The 25,101-nt window shown below is 63.4% G+C and carries 23 protein-coding genes and 1 tRNA gene; 17 read left to right on the top strand and 7 right to left on the bottom strand.

Translation table 11 applies throughout. From position 1 onward, the window contains the following. Positions 1-351 precede the first annotated feature (351 nt). Both EYR15_RS10695 and EYR15_RS10690 read right to left on the bottom strand, forming a co-directional pair. Positions 352-1,107: a GIY-YIG nuclease family protein gene (locus EYR15_RS10695; RefSeq protein WP_131003523.1), complete on the bottom strand. Its 756-nt coding sequence runs from the start codon at positions 1,105-1,107 to the stop codon at positions 352-354. Continuing rightward, on the bottom strand, positions 1,079-2,257 hold the full coding sequence (locus EYR15_RS10690; protein ID WP_205741612.1) for a DNA cytosine methyltransferase: 1,179 nt from the start codon (positions 2,255-2,257) through the stop codon (positions 1,079-1,081). Before EYR15_RS10690 ends, EYR15_RS10695 begins: the two co-directional genes overlap by 29 nt. A 477-nt stretch (positions 2,258-2,734) precedes the next feature. Between EYR15_RS10690 and EYR15_RS10685 the strand changes: the two genes are divergently transcribed. From EYR15_RS10685 to EYR15_RS10655, 8 genes are all read left to right on the top strand, one after another. Continuing rightward, positions 2,735-4,537, top strand: coding sequence for an ATP-dependent nuclease (locus EYR15_RS10685; protein ID WP_131003522.1), 1,803 nt, complete (start codon positions 2,735-2,737; stop codon positions 4,535-4,537). Further along, a complete protein-coding gene (locus EYR15_RS10680) occupies positions 4,519-6,291 on the top strand; it encodes an ATP-dependent helicase (RefSeq protein ID WP_131003521.1) in 1,773 nt (590 codons plus the stop codon). Before EYR15_RS10685 ends, EYR15_RS10680 begins: the two co-directional genes overlap by 19 nt. A 180-nt stretch (positions 6,292-6,471) precedes the next feature. Beyond that, the gene (locus EYR15_RS10675; protein WP_165455477.1) at positions 6,472-7,866 is read left to right on the top strand and encodes a toll/interleukin-1 receptor domain-containing protein; all 1,395 of its coding nucleotides are present in this window, start codon (positions 6,472-6,474) and stop codon (positions 7,864-7,866) included. Further along, positions 7,863-9,416 carry an argonaute/piwi family protein gene (locus tag EYR15_RS10670; RefSeq protein WP_131003519.1) on the top strand — a complete coding sequence of 518 codons (1,554 nt, stop codon included), beginning with the start codon at positions 7,863-7,865 and terminating at the stop codon, positions 9,414-9,416. The genes EYR15_RS10675 and EYR15_RS10670 overlap by 4 nt, the downstream gene beginning before the upstream one ends. A 373-nt stretch (positions 9,417-9,789) precedes the next feature. Further along, the gene (locus EYR15_RS16985; RefSeq protein ID WP_165455476.1) at positions 9,790-10,029 is read left to right on the top strand and encodes a hypothetical protein; all 240 of its coding nucleotides are present in this window, start codon (positions 9,790-9,792) and stop codon (positions 10,027-10,029) included. A gap of 100 nt (positions 10,030-10,129) precedes the next feature. Beyond that, the gene (locus tag EYR15_RS10665; RefSeq protein ID WP_165455475.1) at positions 10,130-10,669 is read left to right on the top strand and encodes a DUF3489 domain-containing protein; all 540 of its coding nucleotides are present in this window, start codon (positions 10,130-10,132) and stop codon (positions 10,667-10,669) included. Continuing rightward, entirely contained in the window at positions 10,666-11,127 is a 462-nt protein-coding gene (locus tag EYR15_RS10660; protein ID WP_131003517.1) for a DUF2924 domain-containing protein, read from the top strand. The genes EYR15_RS10665 and EYR15_RS10660 overlap by 4 nt, the downstream gene beginning before the upstream one ends. Next, a complete protein-coding gene (locus tag EYR15_RS10655; protein ID WP_131003516.1) occupies positions 11,124-12,668 on the top strand; it encodes a recombinase family protein in 1,545 nt (514 codons plus the stop codon). Before EYR15_RS10660 ends, EYR15_RS10655 begins: the two co-directional genes overlap by 4 nt. Before the next feature lie 258 nt (positions 12,669-12,926). On the opposite strand, the gene EYR15_RS10650 is transcribed toward EYR15_RS10655, so the two are convergent. After that, positions 12,927-13,002 (bottom strand) — tRNA-Ala (locus EYR15_RS10650). A 138-nt stretch (positions 13,003-13,140) separates the two neighbouring features. Further along, positions 13,141-13,581, bottom strand: a complete 441-nt coding sequence (locus tag EYR15_RS10645; RefSeq protein WP_131003515.1) for a TIGR02300 family protein — start codon at positions 13,579-13,581, stop codon at positions 13,141-13,143. A gap of 153 nt (positions 13,582-13,734) precedes the next feature. Here EYR15_RS10645 and aroA point away from each other — a divergent pair, with 153 nt between their 5' ends. The 6 genes from aroA to EYR15_RS10615 all read left to right on the top strand — a co-directional run bounded on the left by aroA (position 13,735) and on the right by EYR15_RS10615 (position 19,592). Further along, positions 13,735-15,090, top strand: coding sequence for a 3-phosphoshikimate 1-carboxyvinyltransferase (gene aroA, locus EYR15_RS10640; RefSeq protein WP_131003514.1), 1,356 nt, complete (start codon positions 13,735-13,737; stop codon positions 15,088-15,090). A 13-nt stretch (positions 15,091-15,103) separates the two neighbouring features. After that, positions 15,104-15,739: a (d)CMP kinase gene (gene cmk, locus EYR15_RS10635; RefSeq protein WP_131003513.1), complete on the top strand. Its 636-nt coding sequence runs from the start codon at positions 15,104-15,106 to the stop codon at positions 15,737-15,739. A 333-nt stretch (positions 15,740-16,072) separates the two neighbouring features. After that, positions 16,073-17,791 carry a 30S ribosomal protein S1 gene (gene rpsA / locus EYR15_RS10630; protein WP_131003512.1) on the top strand — a complete coding sequence of 573 codons (1,719 nt, stop codon included), beginning with the start codon at positions 16,073-16,075 and terminating at the stop codon, positions 17,789-17,791. Between the two features lie 140 nt (positions 17,792-17,931). Next, a complete protein-coding gene (gene sppA, locus EYR15_RS10625) occupies positions 17,932-18,879 on the top strand; it encodes a signal peptide peptidase SppA (protein ID WP_131003511.1) in 948 nt (315 codons plus the stop codon). Positions 18,880-18,945: 66 nt separating this feature from the next. Beyond that, positions 18,946-19,242, top strand: a complete 297-nt coding sequence (locus EYR15_RS10620; protein WP_131003510.1) for an integration host factor subunit beta — start codon at positions 18,946-18,948, stop codon at positions 19,240-19,242. Continuing rightward, entirely contained in the window at positions 19,239-19,592 is a 354-nt protein-coding gene (locus EYR15_RS10615) for a lipopolysaccharide assembly protein LapA domain-containing protein (RefSeq protein ID WP_131003509.1), read from the top strand. Before EYR15_RS10620 ends, EYR15_RS10615 begins: the two co-directional genes overlap by 4 nt. A gap of 144 nt (positions 19,593-19,736) precedes the next feature. On the opposite strand, the gene ypfJ is transcribed toward EYR15_RS10615, so the two are convergent. Then, positions 19,737-20,639: a KPN_02809 family neutral zinc metallopeptidase gene (ypfJ, locus tag EYR15_RS10610; protein WP_131003508.1), complete on the bottom strand. Its 903-nt coding sequence runs from the start codon at positions 20,637-20,639 to the stop codon at positions 19,737-19,739. An 81-nt stretch (positions 20,640-20,720) separates the two neighbouring features. After that, on the bottom strand, positions 20,721-21,521 hold the full coding sequence (locus EYR15_RS10605) for a uracil-DNA glycosylase (protein ID WP_131003507.1): 801 nt from the start codon (positions 21,519-21,521) through the stop codon (positions 20,721-20,723). A gap of 115 nt (positions 21,522-21,636) precedes the next feature. Here EYR15_RS10605 and EYR15_RS10600 point away from each other — a divergent pair, with 115 nt between their 5' ends. Next, a complete protein-coding gene (locus EYR15_RS10600) occupies positions 21,637-21,825 on the top strand; it encodes a hypothetical protein (protein ID WP_131003506.1) in 189 nt (62 codons plus the stop codon). Between the two features lie 20 nt (positions 21,826-21,845). Here EYR15_RS10600 and EYR15_RS10595 read toward each other — a convergent pair whose 3' ends face one another. Next, positions 21,846-22,328 (bottom strand): DUF3617 domain-containing protein, encoded by a 483-nt coding sequence (locus tag EYR15_RS10595; RefSeq protein WP_131003505.1) that lies wholly within the window; start codon positions 22,326-22,328, stop codon positions 21,846-21,848. Between the two features lie 116 nt (positions 22,329-22,444). Between EYR15_RS10595 and EYR15_RS10590 the strand changes: the two genes are divergently transcribed. Continuing rightward, positions 22,445-23,713: a murein hydrolase activator EnvC family protein gene (locus EYR15_RS10590; RefSeq protein ID WP_131003504.1), complete on the top strand. Its 1,269-nt coding sequence runs from the start codon at positions 22,445-22,447 to the stop codon at positions 23,711-23,713. Next, complete coding sequence (locus EYR15_RS10585; protein WP_131003600.1) at positions 23,710-25,047, top strand: S41 family peptidase; 1,338 nt, start codon at positions 23,710-23,712, stop codon at positions 25,045-25,047. The genes EYR15_RS10590 and EYR15_RS10585 overlap by 4 nt, the downstream gene beginning before the upstream one ends. Positions 25,048-25,101 lie beyond the last annotated feature (54 nt).

Raw genomic sequence — 25,101 nt, 5'->3', positions numbered from 1 at the left:
GCCGGCTTAATCCCGGGAGATGGCGGATCGGGGAAGGATCCTGGTCCATCCCTGCAGTGCACAGCAGCACCGCGGCCAAGCGTCGACAGTGGCCTGCGATATCGCGGCCGATCGACCAAAAGCCAACATCAGGACCGCACGTCCGGACTGTGGCGCGTTTCTGACATCCGCTCCTGACTGCCGACCGGCCGTTGGCCGGCGGTCGCCGACCGATCGTTATGGAACGGGGAGGGATGATCCTGCGCAAAGCCGCATCCGCGCGCCGCGGGCGCCCCCCTTTGGTGTCTATCCGAGCATCTTGAGATCCGACGCCGCGTGACCCTGTTCGAGCCACAGGCGCCGGCGGCGGCTTCACTCTGAAAGCGACATCTCTTCTTGATCTTCTGGACCGGTCTCGACCAAGCGCTCGCCCCCTAAGTTTTGGAACCGGCGTTCGGCCAGCCAAAGAAGTCGCTTAGTTTGCGTGACGAGAACTCGACGCAGCCCCATCTTCACTTCACGCTCAGAAATGACCTGAGCCAGTTTCGAGACAATCAAAGCTCGCCGCGCGAGCCGCGTGTCGGGATGGCTTCGAAGCTCTTTGACTTGATCAGAGACGATCAAACCTCGGATTGAAGTCGGTTCAACCACGTCGACCGTAGGGGAGGGGGGATCCTTCTCGTTCAGGATCGCCCCGAACTCGCTCTCGTCGCGGAGACGGGAGAACACGCGATGCTCGAGCGCGTCGAGGACAGCACAGGCGCGCTTGAAGTCGGGATGGCGGGCGTTCACCAGCTCAAGAGAAGGAAGCGGCCAGACCTCAATCTCGGCGACCTCGAATGGGTCGAGAACTGACATCGCCACCGCATCGGTGCGTTGATTGGTCAGATGGCGACCCACGCGCCCGCTGATCTTCTCCTTGGTCTGACCGACATAGATCGGCTCGCCGTCGTAGTCGTAGAAGGCGTAGACCCCCCAGCGAAACGCTCCCACTGGCCGCCTCTCGCCGGTGGCCGGATCCTCGTAGATTTTGCCGCGAAAGAAAGCCTGGATAGACCGACGAAGCTCGTCGGTCTCGAAGGGTGGTGTGCGGGTGGCGTCAGAACTGCGCCGAGAGCCTGAGGTCATCGGCGTCTTCTACCCGATCCTGCATCTGGGCTAAGAGTTCAAAGAGGTGGTGAGCTAGGTGGCGAACGACGGGTACTGCGACACCGTCGCCAGTCAGGTGATACGCGTCGTTGTAGTTCACAGGTAGAATATAGTCCTCGCTGAGGCCCATCAGACGCGCTGTCTCACGAGCGGAGATCAGCCGGGACCTGATCTCGTCGCCGTCAATCACCATGATGACCTGGCGGCTTGAACCTCCCGCCGGCGTACGGAGGCAACCTGCCACATCGTCAAACCGAATTTCGGCGCGCTGAACCTTTGTTCCATCGCGATCAATCCGTGTCCGCTTGTAGACGCCACCAACCATGACACGGCCTGCGCGTTTCGCAGCCTCGACCTTCGCCAGATTTATGGGGCTCATTTTTGCGAGCAGCTGCTTGGTCTCCGAGGCTGAGTGCCACCGCACGCTCTTCGGATGCTCCTCCAAGAGATCAGCGAAAACATCGTTCCGACGGGGAGGGGTCGGCACATTCCACCAAATCCAAGAGCTCTTCGCGGCCTCACTCAGTCGATCAAAAGCGGCGCGCAGGCCGCGTGTATGGAATGGCTCGATCGGGCCGGGCGCTACGAGCGCGGCGTTAACGACTACGTCGGCGCGCACGCCGATTACAAAGAGCCGCGGACGCGACTGAGGCACAAAGAGCGACGCGTCGATAACGAGCGCTCCAAAGCGATATCCACTCTCAGCGAACGTGGCGCAAATTGCCTCGAAGTCGGCGCCGCCGTGCGACGTCAGCGTGCCCGTCACATTTTCGAGCGCGACAATGGAAGGGGCGCGTCCCTCACTTTTTAACCGTCGAACGATGTCCCAAAACGGGTAGAACGTGCCGGAGCGTTCGCCGCTAAGGCCGGCGCCGACCCCCGCGAGTGATAAATCTTGGCAGGGGAAGGACGCCCAGGCGAGGTCGGCGGTTCCAGGCAGATCGCTGGTCTCGATCGAGCGGATGTCTCCGACCTTTAAAGCTCCGCAGGCTCCCCAATTAGCCTGATAGATAAGGCCTTTGCGGGCATCAAAGTCGTTCGCGAAGGCGCATTCCCAGTGAGGGCCAAGGCCGGCGCGCGCCATGCCGCCGCCGGCGAAGAACTCGTAGAATCTTGGCCGTTCATTCAACGACGCCGCTCCAAAACGGGCAAGGTGTTTGCAATTTGTTCTCTACCATCTTCGAAGGTGATTCTCGAGACTGGAAGGCTTTGTTTTCCAGCTTCCAACACGCAAGACCGCGCCTTCGGGATACGCGGGTTAAATGGCGACAGCCTAACCATCCTGCCATTCACCCCAATCGAGCCTCGGTCGATAATAGCGTTGAGCCACCGGCAGGCGGTGGCCCACAGCGGCTCTGCGCCAGCAGCGGACCTTGCGCCCCCAGAGGATAGGAGACGCTCGTTGAGGCCAGCCTCAGCTTCGGGCGTGACACGCCTTCTCACAAAGGCCGTTCAAAGCTTGAAACTTGCTCCCATAATGGAAGCCGGCAGCGTCAGAGAGCGGTGTATTTGACGTTGACCTAGCGCTCGCGTCCTCGGCACGGCATGCTTTCGTGAGTTGAGCGATAGTGTAGCTATCCAAGCGCAACAAATGTCTGGGGGGCATATGCGTATCAGTCGACTGGTAGTTAAGAATTTTAGATCCCTCGCGGTCGTTGATGTCCCGATCAACGACGGCTCGACCGTCATTATCGGCGAGAATAATACGGGCAAATCCAACCTCATTCACGCACTCAGGCTTTGCCTTGATGTGGGATTGTCGTCCGCGTTCCGGTCCCTTTCAAAGGACGACATTCATTGTGCTCTGGATCAGACATATGCTTTTCAAGTCCTGATCGGGGTCGAATTTACGGACTTTGAGGGCAACGAGAACGAAGAGGCTTTGCTGCACGGCACGCAGATTGGCGACAATCGGGCGCGCATTTTCTATCGCTTCCGTCCAAAGCGGTTAGTGCGCGAGGCTATCGCGCTGGCGGTCAGCCAAGGCGTTCAACCGGCGGCGTTGAGCCTCGAAGACTTTTCGTGGGAGCTTTGCGGGGGCGGTAATCCGGCCATTGATTTGGCAGCCATCGACTGGGACCATGAGAATGGGGACATCGGCGCATCGCCGGTCCAACTCCAGTATCTACAGTCCTATTTGGTCGTTTTCCTCCCAGCGTTGCGGGACGTGGAGGCGGACCTCCAGCAGACGCGCCGCTCATCCCTGGCGCGGCTCATTGAGTCCGCAGGCATCGACAAGGCCGAGCAAGATGCGCTTGTGGCGATCGTCAAGGCGGCGAATGCCCAAATCGAGGCCTCCCCGACCATCAAAGCCATCGCGGGTTCAATCGACACGGCCTTCAAGGACATTACGGGCCCCGCATTCAGTTTGGATATCGAACTCGGCCTCTCGTCCCCGTCGTTTCAGTCCATCGTCCGCAACCTCATCGTTCTGCTTAGCAACACTGCCGTTTCGCAGTTCGAGCCCCGCCGCAACGGCTTGGGTTTGAACAACATCCTCTTTATCGCCATCCTGGTGGAGCACTTCAGGAAACGGGCGGCGCACGGGAAATCAGCAGGCGAACTGATCCTCATCGAGGAGCCTGAGGCGCACCTTCATCCTCAGCTTCAGAGCACTTTGATCGAGGCGCTCCGCGAACTTCCTTTCCAATCGCTCATGACCACCCACAGCACTCAAGTGACGGCCAAGGCACCTTTGGCGTCGTTCGTGATGCTCACCGGAAGAAATGCAGCCGCACCCTTCGTAAGTGTGCCAACAGCTTCGCCGACACTCACGCAGGCTGACGCTCAAGATTTAGAGCGGTATCTTGATGCTACGAAATCGAACCTGCTTTTTGCCCGTCGAGTGATGTTGGTGGAAGGAGCAGCGGAACTCCTGCTCCTTCCACCGCTCGTCAAGAAAGTGCTTGGGATCGACCTTGAACGAGAGGGCATTTCAGTGGTCGCCATCCACGGAGTGCATTTCGGGGCCTTCTCCCGCCTGTTCAGCGCGACGTGTTTGCCAAAGCGTTGTGCGATAGTCGCGGATGCCGACCTCGCTCTTGATGTTGCGGCGGCCCTCGCCGACGAAGATGAGCCGGAGAAGGCAAATTTGGCGCTGCTCGAAGGTCCGTTTGTGAAGGTCTTCCTTGGGGCTACGACGTTCGAGAGAGAGATCGCCGAAGATGGCAATCTGTCCATGCTGGCGAAGACAGCGGAAAGCTTGGGCGCTCCAAAGATAAAGTCAGCGCTGGAGTGGCAGAACGTGCTTGGCGGTCCTGTCCCGGATGATCTGAAGGGTAAAGTGCTGAATACAGCTAAGCGCTTCGGCAAGGCGCGTTTCGCCCAAGTCGCTGTACGTCACATCGAACACGGGACCTATCTTCCGCCATACATCGAACAGGCGATCGCATGGTTGCGCGCGGAGTAGAGCAGCTAACTCAGCAGCAGAGGGATGCGCTCGCTTGGCAGGGCAATCTCTTGCTGACTGCCTGTCCCGGCAGCGGAAAAACGCGAACCCTGATCGCCAAGCTCGTGGCCGAAGTCGAGAAGGTTCGCGATACGCCTAAATCCATTTGCTGCATCACCTACACCAACACGGCGGTGCAGGAGATCGAACTTCGAACAGCTGAGCAGCTAGGCCCCGGCGATGATCGGCACTTCTCTGTCTCGACCATCCACGCCTTTTGCCTCCACGAAATCTTGCGGCCCTACGGATGGTTAAGGCCTGGCTTCAAGAGAGCGACCACCATTCTTACTAGGGAGAGCCCGGACTTCGAGCTCATCGCCCAGCACGCCGCTGCACAGGTCAACTACTTCCAGCTTACGCAATCCGACTATGAGGCTTTCGAGTCATTGAGCTTGGATCCGCGCGGAAACCTCGTTGGACTAGCAGCGGAGAACGTCGCCATTGCAAGAGCGGCCCCGTTCTTCTGGCAGCGGTGTGCGGAACTCGACTACATCGATTTTGGAACGATTATCTATGGAGCCTACTGCCTGCTCCGGGACCATCCCAAGATCGCAGCCACGCTGTGCGCGAAGTATGCATGGTTCTTGATCGATGAGTTTCAGGACACGACGGAGCTTCAGGTCGAGATCCTGAAGCTGCTTCACGCCACTGACCGCTCTCGGTTTTTCGCAGTGGGCGATCTAGCCCAATGCATCTATTCGTTCACCGGTGCCAAACCAGAACTCGTTGAACCGTTCGGTCGGGATATCGGGGCGAAAATGGATCTGACTTTGAGCGGCAACTTCCGCTCAAGTCCCAAAATCATTGCACACGCCGAGAGGCTCTTTCCAAGAACCCCTCCGATGACCGCAGAGGGTCCGGAGAAGGTCTGTGTGATTGAACCGGTTCTTGTACGCACGCTCAGCAACTTCCATGCGATCACAGAACGTTTCCTGCCGATGCTAGAGGAACAGGCCATTCCCCTCGGAGAGGCAACAATCCTGGCGAAAGACTGGGCTTCGTTAATCTCACTATCGCGGCAACTCCGGGAATTCGGCGTGCCCGTGGTGGGGCCAGGCGCACGTCCCTATCGGCGCTCTCGGTTGTTTGCTTCCCTTGCGGAACAGCTGTGCGGCGCAGTCACTGATCCGACGCCAGAAAGCAATCGACAGTTGGAAAGGGCGCTGTTCCATGCCGTGCGGGATGCGACTGGAATAGCTCGGATGGACCTATTCTCGCCCTCCGGCCGCGTTGTCTTCATCCGCCTCATGCACGAAGCGAAGCGGTTGGCTGCTCCCGGTGGAGCGATTCACTTCCTCGACAACATGTCCCGCGCAACAGGCCAAATCCTTAAAGACGCGGAGTTCGTCGATGACGTTCAGGCCGGCCTATTCTATGCCTCGGTTCAAGAAATGAAGGTCGACATGCAGCGTCAGCAGATCGACATCGCAAACTTGTCTGTTCTTGATCTCGGGCTGTTCGCGAGCCCCGATAAGGCCCTACGCCTTTCGACCATCCACTATGCGAAAGGCAGGGAGTACGGCGCTGTCGCCATGATTGGCGTTAAGCAGGGACGGTTTCCACATATTCGAAGCGATGACGTCGAAGCGGAAAAGCGCCAGTTCTACGTCGGCGTCACCCGAGCCCGTAGGCTACTCATGTACATCTCAGAGCCAGACCGCTGGGCAAATCCGCCGAGTCCATTCCTCGGGCCCCAAGGCGTGAATATCCTATAATTGCCCGCAAGTACGGTTCGCTCGACGCCTACACGGCCGGGATGTGCCAATGGGTTCGCGCCGCCGAAGGTCGAATTCTTGCCTAGCGATATCCGCTCTGTGCACAATCGCCCGTTCGCAAGTTGTTCGCCGAGCGAACCATGCTAGCCAATGGTGCAACGTCGTTTGAGCACACGGAATATGGTTTCGACAGAACAAAAATCTTCGCGGGACGTGATCTTTATCAGCAAAGGCACGCCGAATGACGACGAGTTTGTTCTTTGGCTAGCGCCTCGACTTGAAGCGGCAGGCTATAAGGTCTTTGCAGATATACTTTGCCTTGAAGCCGGAGACCGCTGGCGCAAAGTTTTGACCAGCACGCTTCAAAATCGAGCAGCCAAAATGCTGCTGTGCTGCAACGACGTGACCCTGAATAAGGACGGCGTCCAGGAAGAGATCGGCATTGCTTCGGACCTCGTCCGCGAGTTGGCCGACCCGAACTTTATCATCCCTCTGCGCCTTGAGCCCTACAAGAAGGTCTTCGGCATCGGCGAACTTCAGTGGGTCGATTTCTCGGATCGCTGGGCGGACGGCCTAAACCGGCTGTTGGAAACGCTTGAGAAGCAGCAGGCTCCCTGTGACCCAAACCGGCCCCTCATCAGCCAGCATTGGGAGCAATATCGAAAGCGGGCTTCCATTGAGGTCAAAAATGAACCCGAGACGCTGACCAGCAACTGGCTGCGCATCGTCGAGGGGCCGACCCTCGTTCGGTATTTCAAGGCGTCCGGCGTCGTTAGCCGCGACGCTATGCGCAACGCCGTCAAGAAATTCGACTATCCGGCAGAGGTCTACAATCAGGGCTTCTTCACCTTCGCCAACTCGCTCGATGTCCACGAACATTTCGGCGGGACGGGTAAGTTCACCCTGGCCTTTGAAACCGGCGTCATGGAGTTTGTTCAGGAAGGTTTGATCGACGACTACGGGCTCTATCGCCGCGAAGCGTCCAACTTCGTCATGTCGATGCTGCGCATGGCGTGGAACAACAAGTGCAAGGCGCTGGGGCTTCTGGAGTATAAGTGGTCGAAGGCAAGTGGCTTCCACGCCACCAAAGACGTAGCGCCGGTCGGTAAGAAGTTTAGCTGGGGGCGACAGGGAGAGAGGCGCTCCTCCATGCTGCGAAATATCGCCAAGGGGCATGTCTGGCAGTACGGCATCAGCGCACAGCCAGCCTTTTGGCCCTATCCCCATATGAAGCTGAAGGCGCGGATCTTGTTCGCGGAAGAAGCAAACGGCGAGGCAGGCCCCGCAATCGACGACAAGAAGAAGCAGCACCGTCTGCGTCGCCGTGTCTGCAAAGGTTGGCGAAACAAGCAGTGGCACGGCAGGCAAATGGCCATGCTTGAGCTCATGTCTGGCGAGTTGGCGATCATCAGCTTGGATGTCGGCTCTGACGCGGCGTTCACCCTCGATGCGACGCCCATCCCATTTACGATGCCGGTGACGACCGCCCTGCCGAACATCCTCGACGACGAGGATGAAGAGACAGACGAGTCCACTATCTACGCGTCGCGGCCGGAGATGAAGGAGGTCGAATGAAGTTCCCCGAGAAGTCCCTGCCGACACTTTTCATTGAAGAGCCCCCGCTTGAGTTTGCCTACGGCCAGACCTGTCCAAATCCAAAAGACGGCCTGTATCTCTACGGCCCACATCAACGACCAAAACGGGCCAAGGAGATACGTGTCGGCGTCGTCGGCACGAACGCCGGTATCGGATACTTCAAGTCCTGGGCCGAAAAGCTAAAGCGGCGGGTCCATGTGCCCCCACCCAGCAAGACCGACAAAGCCAACCGGCTCCATCTCGCCAACTTCCCCGGAATCGAAGAAGCGTTCGCGATCTCCTACGAGGTCGATGATTTCGTCTGCTACTCGCTGGATAAATCGCACATCACCGGCGCGACGAGTCTGCTGAACCAGCACGAGGCCGTGGCAAAAACCGTCGCTCTCTATGCCGACAAGGTCAAACGCCACGACAAGGACGAGGAACAGGCCATCGATGTCTGGGTGTTCGTTCTGCCCGAAGAAATCTTCGAGCGCTGTAAACCGGAAGCGAAACGGACGGGCGTCCCGAAGCTGAGAGGAGAGTTTGCAGGGCGGCAAAAGGAGAGGTTCAACGCTCCTCTCTTCGCCGGCATCCTCGACCAGACCGAGGAGGCCGTCTTCGACGATGTCCCTGATTTTCACCGGCAGGTGAAGGCGCAGTTTTTGAAGCTCGGCCACACCACTCAGATGCTCCGAGAGACGACGCTAGTCCCGGAGGAGTTCACGAACGCGGCGGGCTATCCGACCCGCAAGACCCAAGACCCGGCGACCATCGCATGGAACCTGGCTACCGGGTTGTACTACAAGACCCAGCCATCACCGCCGTGGAAGCTTTCTGGCATACGACCTGGGGTCTGCTATGTCGGCCTCGTCTACAAGGTCATCCCGAACGACAAGCGGGACTTCGTCTGCTGCGCCGCCCAGATGTTTTTGAGCGAGGGCGACGGTGTCGTCTTCCGTGGCGCAAACGGCCCGTGGAAGACCAGCAACTACGAATTCCATCTTGGCGCTGAGGCTGCCAAATCTCTTATGGAGATGGTCGTCGCGGCCTACCGCGAGAAGCACAATGAGAACCCCCGTGAGATTTTCATCCACGGGCGAACCTTCTTCGACAACAAGGAGTGGGAGGCGTTCGCCTCCGCTGTGCCGGAAGGCACCAACGTCGTTGGAGTCCGCATCCAGTCAACCGATGGCGATGTGAAACTCTACCGGGACGGGGACTATCCGGTGCTGCGTGGGTCCGCCGTCGTTCTCGATGACAAGAACGCCTATCTCTGGACCAACGGCTACGCGCCCCAGCTTGACACCTACATTGGGCCCGAGACGCCTAACCCGTTGTTTGTTTCGGTCCTGCGTAGCAAAGAGGCGTTCCCCAGGATCGAAGGCGTGCTTCGCGACATCATGGGGCTCACCAAAATCAATTATAACGCCTGTAACTTCAACGACAGCTTGCCGGTTACCGTTCGATTTGCGGACAAGGTCGGCGACGTGCTGGTCATGGGATCAGCTAAGGATGCGGAACGGCAGCCGTTCAAGTTCTACGTCTGACCTCCCAGAGCCGGTTTAATAGCGAGGACAGAGCCAATGACGGGCTTTGAACCGGGCGCAAACTTTGTACCAGCTCACCGCTACGAGACAGCCGATAGCAGGCACGCTCGGCGTCTAATTTCGTTCAAACCTGACACTCTCGGCTGATGGCCCCCGCCGGAAAGCGGACCCTCCGAATGGCCGCGTTGAGCAAGAACCGGTGATTGCTAGCGGGCCAGTTTGGAGCGGCTGGTATAAGATTGGGAGATGGCAAGATAAAAGCCGCGAGGTGCGGACCGGATCAGAAGCCGGCTTCCAGGCTTCCCGCACAACGGACTTCACTTCCCTGCCGAACGGAGCGTCAGTGTCGACGTAGCGAACTGGAGGTCGAAGCGTGTCGTCGAAGAAGCTCGGTAAGGCCTGCCTGAAAGCGATGATGCGCCGCGTAGTGGAGAGCGGCAAACGAGCGCGCGGCGCGCAGGAGCTGTTGAAGCTCGGTCGCGTCGATGAAGCGATGGACGTCGCCTATGACATCGAGCCGCTGCTCTACGAGGCAAACCACCTCATGCAGAGCGCCAGCCTTCTGCGGCATGCCGATGGAGAAGCCGCGAAGACCAAAGCCAAAGCGAGTTAGAGGGCGACAACCTTCTGCTCCGCGTCCTCTCCTGCCCCGCGTTCGCGGGGTCGCGTCAGTGGCGGCGATTGATCGTCGCAGACACGAAGGAGAAGCTCTCATGTCCACCACCCCTGCGGCCGCGCTAAAGCTCACCGACGCGCAGCTCGTCCTTTTGTCCGCTGCCTCCCAGCGCGAGGACAGCCTCGTTGTTCTGACCGACGCCCATCCGTCAGTCGCGCGGACCATCGCCGCACTCCTTCGCAAGGAACTGCTGGCGGAAGTAATGGTCCAGCGCAGACAGCCGAACTGGCGCCAGGATGAGAATGGCAAGCCTGTCGGGCTGAAGCTAACGGCAAGCGGGTACGCTGCGATCGGCGTCGAGCACAACGAGCCCAACAAGCCGGAAACATCGCCAACCGCTGCGCCGGAGCAGATCCGCTCAGGAACGAAGCTGCAGAAGGTCGTCTACCTTCTGAGGCGAGACCACGGAGCCACCCTGAACGATCTTATGGAGAAAACGGGCTGGTTGCCGCACACGACACGGGGTGTTCTGAGCGGGCTCCGCAAGAAGGGGTTCGTGATCTCATCGGAAGCGACGAACGATGACGGGCGGCGGTATTGGATCACGATGCCGGATGAGCGATCCGCTACGGCATGATGAGCACAGCCCGCACATCACTCGAAGCGGACTTAGCTCGTTTGCCCGAGCTTGACCTCCCGACGCTGAAGGCTCGCTGGCGGAGCGTGACGGGCCGGTCCATTCCCGCGGGCGTCCATCGTTCGCTTCTGTTGAAGATGTTGGCCTACAGGCTCCAGGCCAACGCGTTCGGCGATCTCAATGCAGACACAGCCCGGTTCATCGAGAGGATCGGCTCCGACCGGAACCTGATGGCCGCAAAAACTCTGCCTCTTCCCGACAAGGCTCGAGCAGGGCAGGGGGCGATCTTCATCCGCGAGTGGGATGGCGTCACCCACCACGTGATGCATATGGCGGATGGCTACGCTTGGAAGGGTGTGACCTACCGTAGCCTCTCGGAGGTGGCGCGGGCGATCACCGGCGTGCGCTGGAACGGACCACGCTTCTTTGGACTGCGGGATAAGGAGAAGGCGGCGTGAGTCGCGCGCCGACAGCCATCCGCCGTTGCGCGGTATACACCCGCGTCTCAACCGACCACCGGCTCGAGCAGGACTTCAACTCGCTCGACGCTCAATGCGAGGCGGCGGAAGCCTATGTCAGGAGCCAAGCCGGAGAGGGGTGGAAGCTCGTCAAGAACGGGGTGTTCTCGGACGGCGGCTTCTCCGGCGGCTCAATGGAGCGGCCGGCGCTGCAGCGGCTCCTCGATCTGATTCGATCTCGCGGCGTCGACGTCATCGTCGTCTACAAGGTTGATCGTCTGACCCGCTCCCTCGCGGATTTCGCCAAGCTGGTCGAGCTGTTCGACGCCAATGGCGTGTCGTTCGTCTCGGTCACGCAGTCCTTCAACACGACCACCAGCATGGGGCGGCTGACGCTCAACATGCTGCTGTCCTTCGCCCAGTTTGAGCGAGAGGTTACGGGCGAGCGCATCAGGGACAAGATCGCCGCGTCGAAGAAGCGAGGCATCTGGGTCGGCGGTGTGGTGCCACTCGGCTACCGCGTCGAAGCCAAGAAGCTGGTGGTCGATGAGGCGGAGGCTGCAACCGTCCGGATGATCTTCGAGCGCTACCTTGTTCTTGGATCGCTGTCCGCTCTCCAGAAGGACATTCGAGAACGCGGCATTGTCACGCGCTCGCGAACGCGTTCATCTGGCATGACGATCGGCGGCGTGCCGCTCACCAACGGTCCGCTCGCGTATCTGCTGGCGAACCGGGTCTATCTCGGCGAGATCAACCACAAAGGTCAGAGCTATCGCGGCGAGCACCCGCCGATCATTGCGGCCGAGTTGTTCGAGGCCGTCGCCGCCAAGCTCGCCGAGAACCGCAATAGCTTCCGGACAAAACGATCGGCATCCGGCGCTCTCCTGCTCGGACGACTGTTCGACGATCGCGGAAACCCGATGACGCCGAGCGTCACCAACAAGAAGGGGATCCGGTATCGCTACTACGTGTCCTGCGTGGTGGCGCAGGGTAGGGGAGCGGACGCGGGATCGGTGAAACGCATCTCCGCGCCGCAGATCGAAGGCGCGGTGATCGCTGCCCTTCGTTCCAGATCCGCCGGCGAGGATGATGATCGAATCATCGTCGCCGAGCATTTGAGCCAAGCCATAATCTCCGACGATGGCGTCCAGCTCAGCTTAGCCAATGGCGATGTGATCCGGATCGCATCGCCTCGGCGCTCAAGCGACAGAAGCATCATGGGGCTGAGTGACCCATCCGCTCTGCCGATGAAGGCGGAGGCGCGCGCTGTTCTGCTTAAGTGGATTGCCGCCGGACGACAGTGCGTAGGGGAGCTGGAGCGCGGACGATCGATCGATCTCGATCAGCTCTCTAAGAAACACGGATGCAGCCGCCGGCATATCGAGAGGATGATCGACTACGCCTTCCTGGCGCCGGATCTGGTGAAGGCGATCGCTGATGGACGTCTGCCGCGAGGCGTCAGCGCGAAGGCTCTGGCGGACGCGCCGATGCTGTGGCCCGCGCAATGGCTGTCGATCGGTCTAGAGCAGCCTGCAGTCTGAGCTTCGAGCATCGTTTTCAGCTGGCGTTTTAGCGGACCGCCAAGGCTAGGCGGTTGCCCATGGCGATGCGCTTGCGAGTACATCAGTCCGCCCGTACGACATGGCTTCGTAGGAGCGGAGACCCCGGTCCAGGAAGCGAGGCGTCACGCCACTTAGCAGCGTTCAGAGACCCGAACCCGCCACATCCTGCCAGCTAAGTAGCGGAGAATACGCCGTTATCCGTGAGGGCCCGAGAAACTCTAGTTCTCAGAAAATACTTGGTGGAGCCAGGCGGAATCGAACCGCCGACCTCTTGAATGCCATTCAAGCGCTCTCCCAACTGAGCTATGGCCCCACCGGGGTGCGGACTGGCGGCTGCGTTGGGATCGCCGCCGTCCGGACGTTCAGGTCTCAAGCCCTTTAGGCTTCAGACCCGCCGCGAGAAGGTGACCCCCTCAGCGGCGCATCTCAAAATCATAGTTCGCGACGGGGTTCAAGCCTCGTCGTCTTTCTCGCGGTCGCCGATGATGTCGGTCATGTCCTCGTCGGAATCCTCATCCGGCTCGAGGAAGCTCTCATCGTCGGCGTCATCGTCCGTCGCTTCGTCTTCGATGTCCTCATCGTCGTCGGAGGGGACGGCCTTGGCTTTCGGAGCGACTTCCTCGTCGGCGTCCTCGAGCGAGATCGCCTCGACGTCCTCGTCCTCCGCCTCCACGGGATCGACGGCGTCCTCGTCCTCGACAGTCGCCGCCCGCGCCTTGGCTCGGGCCGCATCGGCCTTCGCCGCGCGCGCCATGGCGGCGCTCGAGACGATCACCGTCGCGACGAACTGCGCGCCGCATTTCGGGCACACGATCGGGTCGCGCATGAGGTCGTAATATTTCGCGCCGCAGGACTGGCAGGTCCGTTTGACGCCGAGTTCGGGCTTGGCCAAAACGTTTCGATCCGGAGCTTGATCTGAAAGCGAGGCGGTGGATTGACGTGGGCGGATCGGGCTGTCAAGAGCCAATCCGTCCGCCCCGGGGCCCCGCGGCCTCGACCTCCGTCGGAACGCCATTCCCGGCGAACGCAAAGCCCCCGAGCGCCCTTGTCCTCCCATCCAGCCCCCGAGCCCGCCAAGTCAACACGTTCGGCCGGGCTCTCAGGCCGCGTGCGCGTAGCGGGCGACAAGTCGATTTCGCACCGTTCGCTGATCTTCGGTCTGCTCTCTGTCGGAGAGACCCTGATCGGAGGCCTGCTCGAGGGCGAAGACGTGCTCGCCACCGCCCGCGCTTGCCGGGCGCTCGGCGCCGACGTCGAACGGCTCGGCGAGGGCCGCTGGCGGGTGCGCGGCGTCGGGGTCGGCGGTCTCCGCACGCCGTCCGAACCGCTCGATTTCGGCAATGCCGGCACCGGATCGCGGCTGATGATGGGCGTTGTCGCGGGCGCGCCCATCCAGGCCACCTTCGACGGCGACGCCTCGCTGCGCTCGCGGCCGATGCGGCGCATTCTCGATCCGCTCGAGAAAATGGGCGCGACGGTGGTCTCCTGCGCCGAAGGCGGCAGGCTTCCTCTGACGCTGAAGGGCGCCGATCGCCCGCTGCCGATCGAATACGAATCACCCGTGCCGTCCGCGCAGGTGAAATCGGCCGTGCTGCTTGCAGGCCTCGGCGCGCCGGGCGTGACGACGGTCATCGAGCGCGAGGCGACGCGCGACCATACCGAACGCATGCTGCGCGGCTTCGGCGCCGAGGTCTCGGTCGAACGCCACGGCGAGCACGGCCGCATCATCCGTCTTGCCGGTCAGCCGGAGCTGAAGGCGACCGCGATCTCCGTGCCGGCCGATCCATCCTCAGCGGCGTTCCCGCTCGTCGCCGCGCTGATAGTCGAAGGCTCCGAGATCACGCTCGAAGGCGTGATGACCAACCCGCTGCGGACCGGGCTCCTGATCACGCTGACGGAGATGGGCGCGGACGTCACGCTCGCGAATATCCGCGAAGATGGCGGCGAGGAGGTCTGCGATCTCGTGGTTCGCGGAAGCCGGCTCAAGGGCGTCGACGTGCCGGCCGAGCGCGCGCCGACCATGATCGACGAATATCCGATCCTCGCCGTCGCGGCCGCTTTCGCGGAGGGCGAGACGCGGATGCGCGGGCTCTCGGAGCTCCGGGTGAAGGAAAGCGACCGGCTCGCCGCCGTCCATGCGGGACTGGCGGCGAACGGCGTCGAGTCGCGCATCGAAGGCGACGACCTGATCGTGGCGGGGAAAGGCCGGGTCGCCGGGGGAGGGGAGCCGGTGGAGACCCATCTCGATCACCGCATCGCGATGAGCTTCCTGATCATGGGGCTTGCCGCCGAGCGGGAGGTGACTGTCGACGACGGCGCGATGATCGCGACCAGCTTCCCGACCTTTGCGCCGCTGATGCGCGGCCTCGGGGCCGAGATCGAGATGGAAGCGTCCAAATGATCGGGGCGGGGAAGTGATCGTCGCGATCGACGGGCCTGCGGCGTCCGGCAAAGGGACGCTCGCCCGCCGCCTCGCCAGGCATTACGGCCTGCGCCATCTCGACACCGGGCTGCTTTATCGCGCGGTCGCGCTGAAGCTCATCCATCGCGACATGCTCGAAGACGCCGAGGCCGGCGCCGAGGAGGCCCGCCATCTGGATCCGGCCTTCCTCTCGGATTCGGCCTTGCGCAGCGAGGCGGCCGGCGCAGGGGCGTCCGTCGTCTCGTCCTATCCGCAGGTTCGCCAGGCGCTGCTCGAGATGCAGCGCCGCTTCGCGGCTGAAGCGCCGGGCGCCGTGCTGGACGGGCGGGACATCGGCACGGTCATCTGCCCGGACGCCGACGCCAAGCTCTTCGTCATCGCCTCTCCGGAGGAGCGCGCCCGACGCCGCGCCCTGGAGCTGGAGAGCAGGGGGGAGGAGGTCGACGAGGCCGCGATCCTCGCCGACATTCGCGCCCGCGATCACCGCGACATGAATCGCGCCACGGCGCCGTTGAAGGCCGCAGACGACGCGGTGACGCTCGACACCACAACGCTCGACGCCGATGCCGTATTTGCCGCGGCGATCGCGATCATCGACGGGCTGACTGGAAGAACCCCGGCCTCGTGATCGTTCCGGTCTGACCACGCCGGCGCCAAAAGCCGGCGAGCGGCTTCGACTCCGCACTGGAACGCCACGATCCGGAACAGGCGTTCGTGCGTTGCGCGGAACCGCCTGATCTGCTAACGACGCGCCCATCCGTAGAGGCGTTCTGACGCTTGCGCGGCCGCGCCTTCGGATGCGGCGCCAACGTCGCGTTTTCGCGGATGGGGTTCCCGGCCGCATGCGTCCAGGCGCCGGCCCGTCTCCCGAGGGGAGACGCGCACCGGACGCAGGCGATCGTCGAACCCGACCATCAACACGAACGCCGGCGCTGGGCCCGAAGACGGGCTGGGAGATTTTATGAACGCCACTGCTACCGCTTCTAACCCTTCGCGCGACGATTTCGCCGCGCTGCTCGAAGAGTCCTTCGGCGAGCACGACGTCGCCGAAGGCTCCGTCGTCAAGGGCACGATCACCGCGATCGAAAAGGACATGGCCGTCATCGACGTCGGCCTGAAGACCGAAGGCCGTGTCGCCATCCGCGAGTTCGCCGGCATGGGCCGCGACGCTCCGCTGAAGGTCGGCGACGTCGTCGAGGTTTATCTCGAGCGCGTCGAGAACGCTCTCGGCGAAGCCGTGCTGTCGCGCGACAAAGCGCGCCGCGAAGAGAGCTGGGTCAAGCTCGAGGTCGCCTTCAACGACAACCAGAAGGTCGAGGGCGTCATCCTCAACCAGGTCAAGGGCGGCTTCACCGTCGACCTCGAGGGCGCGACCGCCTTCCTGCCGCGCAGCCAGGTCGACATCCGCCCGGTGCGCGACGTCGGCCCGCTGATGGGTACGCCGCAGCCCTTCCAGATCCTCAAGATGGATCGCCGCCGCGGCAACATCGTCGTGTCGCGCCGCACCGTGCTTGAAGAATCGCGCGCCGAGATGCGCCAGGAGCTGGTCCAGAACCTCGAAGAGGGTCAGGTCATCGAGGGCGTCGTCAAGAACATCACCGATTACGGCGCGTTCGTGGATCTCGGCGGCATCGACGGCCTGCTGCACGTCACGGACATCGCGTGGCGTCGCGTGAACCACCCGACCGAGCTGCTCCAGATCGGGCAGCAGGTGAAGGTGAAGATCATCAAGATCAATCATGAGACGCACCGCATCTCGCTCGGCATGAAGCAGCTGCTCGACGATCCGTGGCAGGGCATCGAGGCCAAGTACCCGGCGGGCGCCAAGTTCACCGGCCGCGTCACGAACATCACCGACTACGGCGCGTTCGTGGAGCTCGAGCCCGGCATCGAAGGCCTGATCCACGTCTCCGAGATGTCGTGGACCAAGAAGAACGTTCACCCCGGCAAGATCGTCGCGACCTCCCAGGAGGTCGAGGTGATGGTGCTCGAGGTCGACCCCGTGAAGCGCCGCATCTCGCTCGGCCTCAAGCAGACCATGCAGAACCCCTGGGAGGCCTTCATCGAGGGCCACCCGGTCGGCTCCGAGGTCGAAGGCGAGGTCAAGAACAAGACCGAGTTCGGCCTGTTCCTGGGCCTCGACGGCGACGTCGACGGCATGGTGCACCTCTCGGACCTCGACTGGAGCCGTCCGGGCGAGCTCGTCATCGAGGAGTTCAAGAAGGGCGACATCGTCCGCGCCCAGGTTCTCGACGTCGACGTCGAGAAGGAGCGGATCTCGCTCGGCGTGAAGCAGCTCGGCGGCGACCCGTTCGTCGACACGACCGGCGAGATGCGCAAGGGCTCCGTGGTCACCTGCGAAGTGACCGAGGTCACCGAGGGCGGCCTGAACGTGAAGATCGCGGACAGCGACGTGACCGCCTTCGTGCGCCGCGCCGATCTCGCCCGCGACCGCGCCGATCAGCGCCCCGAGCGCTTCTCGGTCGGCCAGAAGTTCGACGCCCGCATCACGCTGTTCGACAAGAAGGCCCACAAGGTCAACGTGTCGATCAAGGCGCTCGAAATCGCCGAAGAGAAGGAAGCCGTGGCTCAGTACGGTTCGTCCGACTCGGGCGCGTCGCTTGGCGACATCCTCGGCGCGGCGCTGAAGAAGCGCAGCGGCGAAGGCTCCGAAGACTAAGATCGCTCAGCCGAGCATATGGAACTGCCGGAGGCCCGGGCGATCATTTCGCCCGGGCCTTTCTCATGCTAGGCCGTGGCGCAAATCTTCAATTGTCCGCGGCCGTTTCCGCCGCGCGCATTCGGAAAGCTCGCCCGGCCATGACCCTCGAAACCGACGCCATTCTCGATCGCCGCTCATTGCGCCGCCGTCTCGCCGGCTGGCGCATCGGCGCGGTGGCTCTGGCGATCGCGGCGGTCGTGCTCGGCGCGCTGGCGCTGCGGGGCGGGGAGAGCGGTCGCGGCGCGCGCGGGCCGCACATCGCCAAGATCGAGCTGTCCGGCGTCATCTTCAGCGACGAGAAGCGCGACAAGCTGCTCAAGGATCTCGCCAAGAGCGACGCCAAGGGCGTGCTGCTGATGATCGACAGCCCCGGCGGCGGCGTGACTGCCTCCGAGGAGCTGTACGACGCTCTGCGCGAGGTCGCGAAGGATCGCCCCGTCGCGGCGGTGCTCGGCTCGGTCGCGGCATCCGGCGGCTATGTCGCCGCGATCGCGGCGGACCACATCGTGGCGCACAAGACCTCGATCACCGGGTCGATCGGCGTGCTCGCGCAATATCCGAACTTCACCGGCCTGCTAAAGACGATCGGCGTCGAGGTCGAAAGCATCAAGTCGGCGCCGCTGAAGGCCGCGCCGAACGGCGTCGAGCCGACGAGCCCGGAGGCGCGCAAGGCGATCGAGACGCTGATCCTCGACAGCTTCGCCTGGTTCAAGGAGATCGTGAAGGAGCGCCGCGGTCTCGACGACGCCGGCCTCGCCACGGTGTCCGACGGCCGCGTCTTCACCGGCCGTCAGGCGATCGGGCTGAGGCTTGTGGACGAGATCGGCGGCGAGAAGGAGGCGATTGCCTGGCTCGCCACGAAGGGCGTCGACACCGAACTACCGGTGCGCGACTGGAAGCCGAAGAGCGGCTTTGGGTTCGGCTTTGGCGGAGCCGCGGCCGCGCTTGCGGACGCGGCGGGCATGCCCGGCGTCGCTGCGTCCCTTCGACGAAACGGCGAACGCGGCGTCCTTGACGGTCTTCTCGCCATCTGGCAACCTTCTTAGACAATTCTGAATTCTATAGAATACTTTGTTTTCAGTCGCGATGTCCGGTCGTCGATCGGAGGGATCATGATAAAGTCGGAACTCGTCGCCAAGATCGCTGAGATGAACCCTCATCTCTACCAGCGCGATGTCGAGAACATCATCAATTCGATACTGGACGGCATCGTCGACGCCCTGGCGAAAGGCGATCGCGTGGAGCTGCGCGGTTTCGGCGCGTTCTCCGTCAAGGCGAGGCCTGCCCGTGTCGGCCGGAACCCCCGGACCGGCGAGCACGTTTCGGTCGAGGGCAAGGTCGTGCCCTTCTTCAAGACGGGTAAGGAGATGCGCGTGCGTCTGAACAGGGACGAGGCCGTTCCGGCATGACGTTTCGGCGGTTCCTCAGCGGGCTGATCGGGATCCCGCTTGCGATCGTCATCGTGCTCTTCGCCGTGGCGAACCGGCAGGACGTCGTCGTGGGCTTCGACCCCTTCGCGCCGGAAGCGCCCGCGCTTGCCGTCACCCTTCCGTTGTTCGCGGTGATTCTGGCCTCACTGATGGCCGGCGTGGTCGTCGGCGGCGTCGCGTCCTGGGCCGGCCAGCGCCGCTGGCGCAAGGAGGCGAAGCGTCGCCGCGCCGAAACCGGGCGCCTCGAGGCGGAGCGCGAAGCCGCGCGTCGGGAAGCCGCCGCAGCGCGCAACGCCTTGGCCTTGCCGGCGCCGCGTCAGGCGGCCTGAGCTTTAGAGCGAGGCCCGTCTCGGAACGTCACCCCGGCTGTGCGAAGCAAGAGCCAGGGATCGTCCGCAGGATCAGACGCCCTTTCGGAAGACATCCCGGATCGGCGTCACGGCCGTCCGGGATGACGCGTTGCTACGACCGCCTCAAAGCGCGCCGTTCGCAAACGTGTTGCACTGCTTCGGATCGCCGTTCTGCACGCCGGTGCGGAACCACTTCACGCGTTGCGCGGAGCTGCCGTGGGTAAAGCTGTCGGGCACCACCGAGCCGCCAGAGCGCTTTTGTAGCGTGTCGTCTCCAATCGCGGTCGCGGCCTGAAGCGCGCTCTCGACGTCGCCGCCCTCCAGGATGTGGTACTTCTTGTCCGCCCAATAAGCCCAGACGCCGGCGAAGCAGTCGGCCTGGAGTTCGATGCGGACGGAGATCGCGTTTGACTCTTCCTCCGAACCCGCCCGCTGACGCGCCGCATTGGCCTTGCCGAGGATGCCGAGCTCGTCCTGCACGTGATGGCCGATCTCGTGCGCGATCACGTAAGCGCGCGCGAAATCGCCGGGCGACCGGAAGCGCTGCGACAGCTCGTCGAAGAACTCGGTGTCGAGATAAACCTTCTTGTCCTCGGGGCAGTAGAACGGCCCCATCGCTGACTGCGCTGCGCCGCAGCCCGATCGGGTGACGCGGCTGAACAACGTCAGGCGCGGCGGCTGGTATTGCGAGCCGGACTGCTTGAAGAGGTCCCCCCACACGTCCTCGGTCTGGGCGAGCACGGCGCGCACGAAATCGCCCTGCTGCTTCTCTTCCGCGTTCAGCTCCCGCTTCTGGCCCGGTTGCTCCTGCTGGCTATAGCCGGAGCCGCCGCCCTGGATGGTCTCCAGGCCCGACAGCACGATCCGGGGATCGATGCCGAGCGCCCAGGAGACAAGGCCGACAACGATCAAGCCGCCGATCCCGACGCCTCCGCCGCCGCCCGGAAAGCGGAAGCCGCCCCCGCCGCCGCCCTGATCGCGGACGTCGTCGACATTGTCGCTCCGGCGAAAATCGTCCCAACGCATGCAAGTCCCTCCGACGCCCTTTGAGACTGACATAGCGCGGTCACGCGCGGCGGACATCACCAGCGTTCAGCCGGTCGCTGGTCAGCCGCCGTCGAGCGCGCGCTTTACAGCCTTCAGGTCGCGCCAGGCGAACTTCTTCTGGGCCGGGCTGCGGAGCAGGTAGGCGGGGTGCAGCGTCGCCATCGCCTTCACCGAACGCTGGCCCGTTTCATAGTCGAGCCAGCGGCCGCGCAGTTTCAGGATGCCGTCCTTCGCGCGGAACAGGCTCTGCGCGGCCGAGCCGCCGAGCGCCACCAGCACGTCCGGGTCGCAGAGCTCGATCTGCCGGCGGATGAAGGGCAGGCACGTTTCGGTCTCCTGCGGCGTGGGCGTTCGATTGCCGGGCGGCCGCCAGGGAATGACGTTCGCGATGTAGACCGACGAGCGGTCGAGCCCGATCGCCGCCAGCATGCGGTCGAGCAACTGGCCGGAACGGCCGACGAATGGCAGACCCGAAAGATCCTCTTCGCGCCCCGGCGCCTCGCCGACCAGCATCAGCCGCGCCGCGGGGTTGCCGTCGGCGAAGACCGTGCGGCTGGCGGTCGCCTTCAGCGCGCAGCCGTCGAAGCGATCGAGGATGGCGCGCAGCTCGTCGAGGGTCGCGGCCGAGGCCGCGGCCTGCCGCGCGGCGCCGGCAGTCTCCTGCGGGCTCGCGAGCAGCGCGGTCGAGGGCGCGCGCGGCGCTGCGGACGGAGGCTCGGACGCCGCGGACGGCGCTCTCGCGATCGCGGCTTCGGCGAAGCGGTCACGCGGAGCTTCGTCGAGGCAGACGTCGACCCCCATCGCGACCTGCCATTCCAGCGCGGCGATCAGGTCTTCCCGTGTGGGCTCCAGGTCGGTCATCACGCCGAGACCATAGCCTCATTTCGGAGACGTGAGGGAACCACAGCGGGAGACCGAACCTTTTACTCCCGAGACAAAGGCGCCGCCGGCGCTCTTAACGCAAAGGAGACGCGATATGGCCAACGGAGCCGGAGACCTTTGGAGCCTGCTGACCGTCGTCGGCGTGATCATCCTGGGCTGCGCGATCGCCTACGGCATGCTGCGCACGCGGAAGATGACGCGCAACGAAAAGGCGGTGTCGGAACGCGCGACCGACAACCTCTACAAGCAGGAAGCGCGCGACCCCGCCAACCGCAGCGTCTGAAGGTTCGCGGCCCTCGCCGTTCAGCGGGACGGCGGGGCGACGTGAAACACTTCGCCGTTCGGCAAGATAACGTCGCCCGGCTGCTGACCCGGCGCGCAGTCGCCAAGCCGGCGGTTCTCGATCGTGGTGCGGAACGTGCGCGGGGCGGCCTCGCCGGGCAGGCCCGACATCGACACGTTGGTCTCCGCCTTTGCAAAGTTCGTGAAATCGCCAGTGACGGCGATGCTCTCCTCGATCGCCATGCCGCCCGAGTTGCAGTTGCCTGACGCGAGATAACCATCGGCCGAACGTTGGAAGTTCAGCTTCCGGCACGTCAGAGCCGTCGAAGCTTGATAGACGAGCCGATCCGTCGCTTCGTCAATGCACTCTCGACCCTTTGTCGACCCGGTGTTCGTGGAGGTCACCGTCTCCCACAGTCCTGCTACACGTTTCGGAACGGTGTCGGCACGCGCGGCGCTCGCTGCGAAGAGGACGAGACTGAGGGCGCAGGCCAAGCGAATCATCTGTCAGGCTCCGGAAGCGCATGGGCGCTGGCGCAGTTGTAACGCGTCCGCGCTCCTAGTCACGCGATCGCTACGTGGTTGACGAACCGTTAAACTCGGCGCGTTCAAATAGGTCGATGAAGCGTGTCCCGCTCTATGCCGGCCTGACTGCGCTCGCACTGCTGGCGAGCGGGGTCGCTCGCGCCCAGGAGCCGGCGCCGGACCCCGCCGCAGAGCAGCGCAAAGCGCTGGAGACCGCACGCGAGAGTCTGCGCGAGACGCAGGAGCGCCGGCAGCGGCTCGCGGCCGAGATCGAGGCGCTCAAGGGCGAGCGCGGCAAGCTTCAGAAGGCGCTGATCGATACCGCGGCGTCGCTCCAGGAGAAGGAGCCCGGCATCGCGGCCCGCGAACTGCGAATCGGCGAGATGACGGAGTCCGAGCGCCAGCTGAAGGCCTCCCTCGCGAGCCGCCGTGGCGTTCTGGCCGACGTTCTCGCAGCCCTTCAACGGATGGGCCGCCAACCGCCGCCCGCGCTTTTCGTCCGCCCCAATGATGCGCTCGAGGCGGTGCGCTCCGCGATCCTGCTCGGCGCGGTGGTCCCGGACATGCGCGCGGAGGCCGAATCGCTCGCTTCCGATCTTCGAGAGATGGCTCGGCTGAAGGAGCTGCAGACCGAGGAGCGCGACGCCCTCGCGGCAGAACTGAAGGACCTCGCCGCCGAGCGCGAGCGGTTGGCCGCGCTGGTGGACGAGCGCCAGCGCCAGCTTGGCCAGCAGCAGGCGGCGCTCACCGCCGAGGCCGATCGCGCCGGAGCGCTGACGCGCAATGTCGGCGACCTCGAGCAACTCATCGAGAAGATGGAGCAGGACCGCGCGCGCGCCTCGGCCGACGCCGCAAAGGCTTCGAAACCGGCAGGCTCGATGGACATGGCTGCCCTGCACGATCCGTCGCGGCTCGCGCCGGCGGCGCCCTTCGACCAGGTCAAGGGCATGCTCGCCATGCCGGTCTCCGGCAAAAGACTTTCCGATTATGGGCAGGATGGGCCGGGAGGCTCTACAGAGCAGGGCGTGACGATCGAGACCGCGCCCGGCGCAACGGTCTCTGCGCCGGCGGACGCATGGGTGGTCTATGCCGGTCCATTCCGATCCTACCGACAAGTCTTGATCCTGAATGCCGGCGACGGCTACTATATCGTCTTGGCGGGCATGGAGCGGATCAACGTCGCGCTGAACCAGTTCGTCCTTGCGGGCGAACCCGTCGCTGCGATGCAGGGCGGCCAGAACGGCGCTGCGGCGCCTTCCCCTGGCGTCCGACCCGTGCTCTACGTCGAGTTCCGCAAAGATCGGGGCTCGATCGACCCGTCTCCCTGGTGGGCCGGGACTTCAGGCGAAAAGGCAGGCGGCTGATGCGCAAGGTTTCCCTGGTCCTGATCGGCGCGGTCGTCGGCGCGTCGGCTGCGGGCATGGCCCTCCAGCCTCGATCGTTCTTCGGCTCGGTCGCCGAAGCGGCGGGCGCCGCCGACACTTACCGTCAGCTCAACCTGTTCGGCGACGTCTTCGAGCGCGTCCGCGCGGACTATGTCGAGAAGCCGGACGACGCGAAGCTCGTCGAATCGGCGATCAACGGCATGCTGTCGAGCCTCGACCCGCATTCCTCCTACATGGACGCCAAGGCGTACAAGGAGATGCGGACCAACACCGACGGCGAGTTCGGCGGCCTCGGCATCAAGGTCGAGATGTTCGAGAACAACATCCGGGTTCAGGGCGCGATCGACGACACCCCGGCCTCGCGCGCCGGCATCCGCGCAAAGGACCTCATCACCAAGCTTGACGGGCAGGCCATCGAGGGCCTGACCCTCGAGCAGGCCGTCGAGAAGATGCGTGGCGCGATCGGCACGCCGATCACGCTGACCATCGTGCGCGAAGGCGCCGACAAGCCGCTCGAGGTCAAGCTCGTGCGCGACAAGATTCGTCTCGACAGCGTGAAGTGGGAGGTCGTCACCGACGACATCGGCTACATCCGCCTCAGCCAGTTCAACGCGCAGACCTTCGAGATGATGTCGAAGGGCATCGACCAGATCCAGGACAAGGTGCCGGCCGATAGGCTCAAGGGCTTCGTCATCGACCTGCGCAACAATCCGGGCGGCCTGCTTGATCAGGCGATCGCGGTCTCTGACGCCTTCCTGGAGCGCGGCGAGATTGTCTCCACGCGCGGCCGCAACCCGGACGAGTCGCAGCGCGTCAACGCGCGGCCGGGCGACCTCATCAAGGGCAAGCCCGTCATCGTGCTGATCAATGGCGGCTCGGCCTCGGCGTCCGAGATCGTCGCGGGCGCCCTGCAGGACCAGAAGCGCGCGACCATCCTCGGCACGCGCTCCTTCGGTAAGGGATCGGTCCAGACCATCGTGCCGCTGGGCTCGAACGGCGCCATCCGCCTGACGACCGCGCGCTATTACACACCGTCGGGCAAGTCGATCCAGGCCAAGGGCATCGTGCCCGACATCGAGGTCAAGGAAGAGCTGCCGCCGGACCTGAAGGACAAGGAAAAGGACTTCGACACCAAGGGCGAGGCCGGCCTGAAGGGGCACCTGAAAAACGGCGACGAGGAGCAGTCCGGCTCGTCCGCCTATATTCCGCCGGAGCGCAAGGACGACAAGCAGATGAACTACGCGTTCGATCTGCTGCACGGCATCCAGTCGAACGCCAACTTCCCGCCGCAGGGCAAGACCAGCGCGAATTAAGCCGACGAGACGAGGATAAAGGCCGCCGGAACCACAAGTTCTTCGGCGGCCTTT

Origin of the sequence: Hansschlegelia quercus (assembly GCF_004310425.1) — a bacterium.
GTDB lineage: Bacteria > Pseudomonadota > Alphaproteobacteria > Rhizobiales > Methylopilaceae > Methylopila > Methylopila quercus.
Note: the sequence above shows the minus strand (reverse complement) of the source record. Positions and strands in the feature narration are given on the sequence as shown.

What these genes read in the sequence shown, in the direction of transcription:
- EYR15_RS10695 (WP_131003523.1), bottom strand. Translation starts at nt 1,107, where the DNA reads ATGACCTCAGGCTCTCGGCGCAGTTCTGACGCCACCCGCACACCACCC.
- EYR15_RS10685 (WP_131003522.1), top strand. Translation starts at nt 2,735, where the DNA reads ATGCGTATCAGTCGACTGGTAGTTAAGAATTTTAGATCCCTCGCGGTC.
- EYR15_RS10680 (WP_131003521.1), top strand. Translation starts at nt 4,519, where the DNA reads ATGGTTGCGCGCGGAGTAGAGCAGCTAACTCAGCAGCAGAGGGATGCG.
- EYR15_RS10675 (WP_165455477.1), top strand. Translation starts at nt 6,472, where the DNA reads ATGGTTTCGACAGAACAAAAATCTTCGCGGGACGTGATCTTTATCAGC.
- EYR15_RS10670 (WP_131003519.1), top strand. Translation starts at nt 7,863, where the DNA reads ATGAAGTTCCCCGAGAAGTCCCTGCCGACACTTTTCATTGAAGAGCCC.
- EYR15_RS10665 (WP_165455475.1), top strand. Translation starts at nt 10,130, where the DNA reads ATGTCCACCACCCCTGCGGCCGCGCTAAAGCTCACCGACGCGCAGCTC.
- EYR15_RS10660 (WP_131003517.1), top strand. Translation starts at nt 10,666, where the DNA reads ATGATGAGCACAGCCCGCACATCACTCGAAGCGGACTTAGCTCGTTTG.
- rpsA (WP_131003512.1), top strand. Translation starts at nt 16,073, where the DNA reads ATGAACGCCACTGCTACCGCTTCTAACCCTTCGCGCGACGATTTCGCC.
- sppA (WP_131003511.1), top strand. Translation starts at nt 17,932, where the DNA reads ATGACCCTCGAAACCGACGCCATTCTCGATCGCCGCTCATTGCGCCGC.
- EYR15_RS10620 (WP_131003510.1), top strand. Translation starts at nt 18,946, where the DNA reads ATGATAAAGTCGGAACTCGTCGCCAAGATCGCTGAGATGAACCCTCAT.
- EYR15_RS10615 (WP_131003509.1), top strand. Translation starts at nt 19,239, where the DNA reads ATGACGTTTCGGCGGTTCCTCAGCGGGCTGATCGGGATCCCGCTTGCG.
- ypfJ (WP_131003508.1), bottom strand. Translation starts at nt 20,639, where the DNA reads ATGCGTTGGGACGATTTTCGCCGGAGCGACAATGTCGACGACGTCCGC.
- EYR15_RS10605 (WP_131003507.1), bottom strand. Translation starts at nt 21,521, where the DNA reads ATGACCGACCTGGAGCCCACACGGGAAGACCTGATCGCCGCGCTGGAA.
- EYR15_RS10600 (WP_131003506.1), top strand. Translation starts at nt 21,637, where the DNA reads ATGGCCAACGGAGCCGGAGACCTTTGGAGCCTGCTGACCGTCGTCGGC.
- EYR15_RS10595 (WP_131003505.1), bottom strand. Translation starts at nt 22,328, where the DNA reads ATGATTCGCTTGGCCTGCGCCCTCAGTCTCGTCCTCTTCGCAGCGAGC.
- EYR15_RS10590 (WP_131003504.1), top strand. Translation starts at nt 22,445, where the DNA reads ATGAAGCGTGTCCCGCTCTATGCCGGCCTGACTGCGCTCGCACTGCTG.